Origin of the sequence: Dietzia sp. DQ12-76, from assembly GCF_014145045.1 — a bacterium.
Classification (GTDB): domain Bacteria; phylum Actinomycetota; class Actinomycetes; order Mycobacteriales; family Mycobacteriaceae; genus Dietzia.
The window spans coordinates 1-2,501 of sequence record NZ_JAALDV010000549.1 but is presented as its reverse complement, the minus strand read 5'-3'; the positions used below and the strand labels follow the sequence as shown (position 1 = coordinate 2,501).

The 2,501-nt window shown below is 73.5% G+C and carries 3 protein-coding genes; 2 read left to right on the top strand and 1 reads right to left on the bottom strand.

What is annotated here, in order from left to right:
* The coding region (locus tag G6019_RS16490; protein WP_241726119.1) for an aminoacyl-tRNA deacylase at positions 1-492 on the top strand (492 nt) is incomplete at its 5' end.
* 18 nt (positions 493-510) lie between these two features.
* Here G6019_RS16490 and G6019_RS16485 read toward each other — a convergent pair.
* Positions 511-1,305, bottom strand: a complete 795-nt coding sequence (locus tag G6019_RS16485; RefSeq protein ID WP_107755948.1) for an SOS response-associated peptidase — start codon at positions 1,303-1,305, stop codon at positions 511-513.
* Between the two features lie 41 nt (positions 1,306-1,346).
* Here G6019_RS16485 and aroA point away from each other — a divergent pair.
* A partial coding sequence (aroA, locus tag G6019_RS16480) for a 3-phosphoshikimate 1-carboxyvinyltransferase (protein ID WP_182628077.1) occupies positions 1,347-2,501 on the top strand: 1,155 nt, incomplete at its 3' end.

The window sequence follows — 2,501 nt, the reverse complement described above, 5'->3', positions numbered from 1 at the left end:
TCCCCCGCCGTCGCCGCCCTGCTCTCCGCGGGCGTCGACCACGTGGTGCACACCTACAGCGCCGGCGCGGGGGCCTTCGGCGACGAGGCCGCACGCATCATGGGCGAACGCCTGGGAATCGACGCCGGCAGGGTGTTCAAGACGCTGGTGCTCACGACCGCCCGCCCACCCGAGGGGACCCGGACCCCGCTGGCGGTCGCGGTCCTGCCGGTCACGGCCATGCTCGACCTCAAGGCGGCCGCTTCCGCGCTGTCCTGCGGAAAGGCCTCACTCGCCCCTGTGGACGTCGCGGAGAAGACCACCGGGTACGTGGTCGGCGGGGTCTCGCCCCTCGGGCAGAAGAGGTCCCTGGCGACGGTCGTCGACCGGTCCGCGTCGGACCACACCACAATCCTGTGCAGCGCCGGCCGGCGGGGATGGGAGATCGAGCTCGCACCCACGGACCTCGTCGCCCTCACGGGAGCGACCACGGCGGCGATCACCGCGCGGTGACGCCCCGGGGCGGTCTGGTCAGAACAGCAGCCCGGCGGTCGGATCCACCGGGCGCACCAGGTCCGGACCCTCGTTCCGGACGTTGGAGACCGCGCGCGAGACCGGCCGGATCTCCACCCGGTCGGCCCACTGAGCCAGGTCACCGCCCGCACCGTCGACCAGCGCCCGGGGGTCGCCGATCACGGACGGGTCGAGCCAGTCGGAGACCACGGACGGGTCCACCACGAGCGGCATCCGGTCGTGGATGCGGCGCAGCGGTCCGAGCGCCGCGGTGGTGAGGATGGCGCACGAGAGCTGGGTGACGTCCTGGTCGGCGGGATCGCGCCGGGCTTCCCAGAGCCCCGCCATGAGCAAGCCCTCGGTGCCGGGCAGGCTCATGTGGAACGGCTGCTTGGGCCCCGCCCGGCCCCCCGGTGTCGCCGGCTGCCCGGGGACCCACTCGTACCACCCGTCCATCGGCACCACACAGTGGCGCCGGGCCACGGCGGCGCGGAACGACGGCTTCTCGAAGGCGGTCTCGACCCGGGCGTTGAACAGGGTCGGCAACCTCCCCGGGTCCCTGGCCCAGGACGGCACCAGGCCCCAGCGCATCGAGCGCAGGACCCGTCGGGGGGTCTCGCTCAGGTCGAGACGTTCGCGCGGGGCGTCCAGGACGAGCGTCGGGATGGTCGTGGTGGGTGCGATGTTGAACCGCGGTGAGACCGGACCCCGGTCGGGCCACAGCCCCGGCGGGGGCGACGACGCCTCGTCCACGGCGTCGAGTTCCACCGCGAGCCGCGCCGGATCCGAGGAGAGCGAGAACCGTCCACACATGCGGTCCATCCTCCCACCCGGGCCGGGCGGGATCGGAGTGGATGCGCGACAATGACCAGGTGAGTCATTGGAACGCCCCCGTCGCCGACACGCCCGTGAACGCCGTGGTCCCGGTGCCCGGGTCCAAGTCGCTGACCAACCGCGCCCTCGTCCTGGCCGCGCTGGCCGACGCCTCCGCGCGGGTGAGCGGGACGTTGCGCAGCCGGGACACCGACCTGATGATCGGAGCGCTCGGTGCTCTCGGAACCCGGATCGAGGGCCCCGGGGGACCGCTCGGCCCCGACGACACCGAACTGGTCGTCACACCCGGGCCGTTGCACGGGGCGGACGTCGAGTGCGGCCTGGCCGGGACGGTCATGCGGTTCGTACCTCCACTCGCCGCGCTCGCCACCGGCATATCGACGTTCGACGGTGACCCCGCCGCGCGGGTGCGTCCGCAGGCCACGGTCCTCGACGCGCTCCGCTCGCTCGGGGCCGACGTCACCGGGGACAGGCTCCCGTTCTCGGTGTCCGGGACGGGTTCCCTCCGGGGTGGACGGGTGGAGATGGACGCCTCGGCCTCCTCTCAGTTCGTCTCCGGACTGCTGCTCTCCGCCGCCCGCTTCGACGACGGGGTGGAACTGGTCCACGTGGGCGCGTCCGCCGTCCCGTCCGGTCCGCACATCGAGATGACGCTGGCGATGCTCAGGGAGTCCGGGGTGGTTGTCGAACAGCCCACGGCGTCGTCCTGGCGCGTGGCTCCGGGGCCGATCTCCGCAGTCGACCGGGTGGTGGAGCCCGACCTGTCCAATGCCACCCCGTTCCTCGCCGCGGCCGCCGTCACCGGCGGGTCCGTGCGCGTGCCCCGCTGGCCGGTGGCCACCACACAACCGGGGGACGCCATCCGCGGGATCCTTCAGGACATGGGCGCGACCGTGACCCTCGAGACCGTCGACGGGGCGGACCACGGGACCCTCGTCGTCGTCGGACCCGACCACCTGTCACCCGTGGACGTGGATCTGTCCGCCATCGGTGAGCTCACCCCGACGATCGCCGCACTGTGCGCGCTCGCCGACGGCCCGTCCACGCTCACCGGGATCGCCCACCTCCGCGGGCACGAGACCGATCGTCTCGCCGCCCTCGCCGCCGAACTCGGCGCGGTGGGGTGCGACGTCACGGAGCGGGCCGACGGCCTCGAGATCGTCCCGGGATCCCTG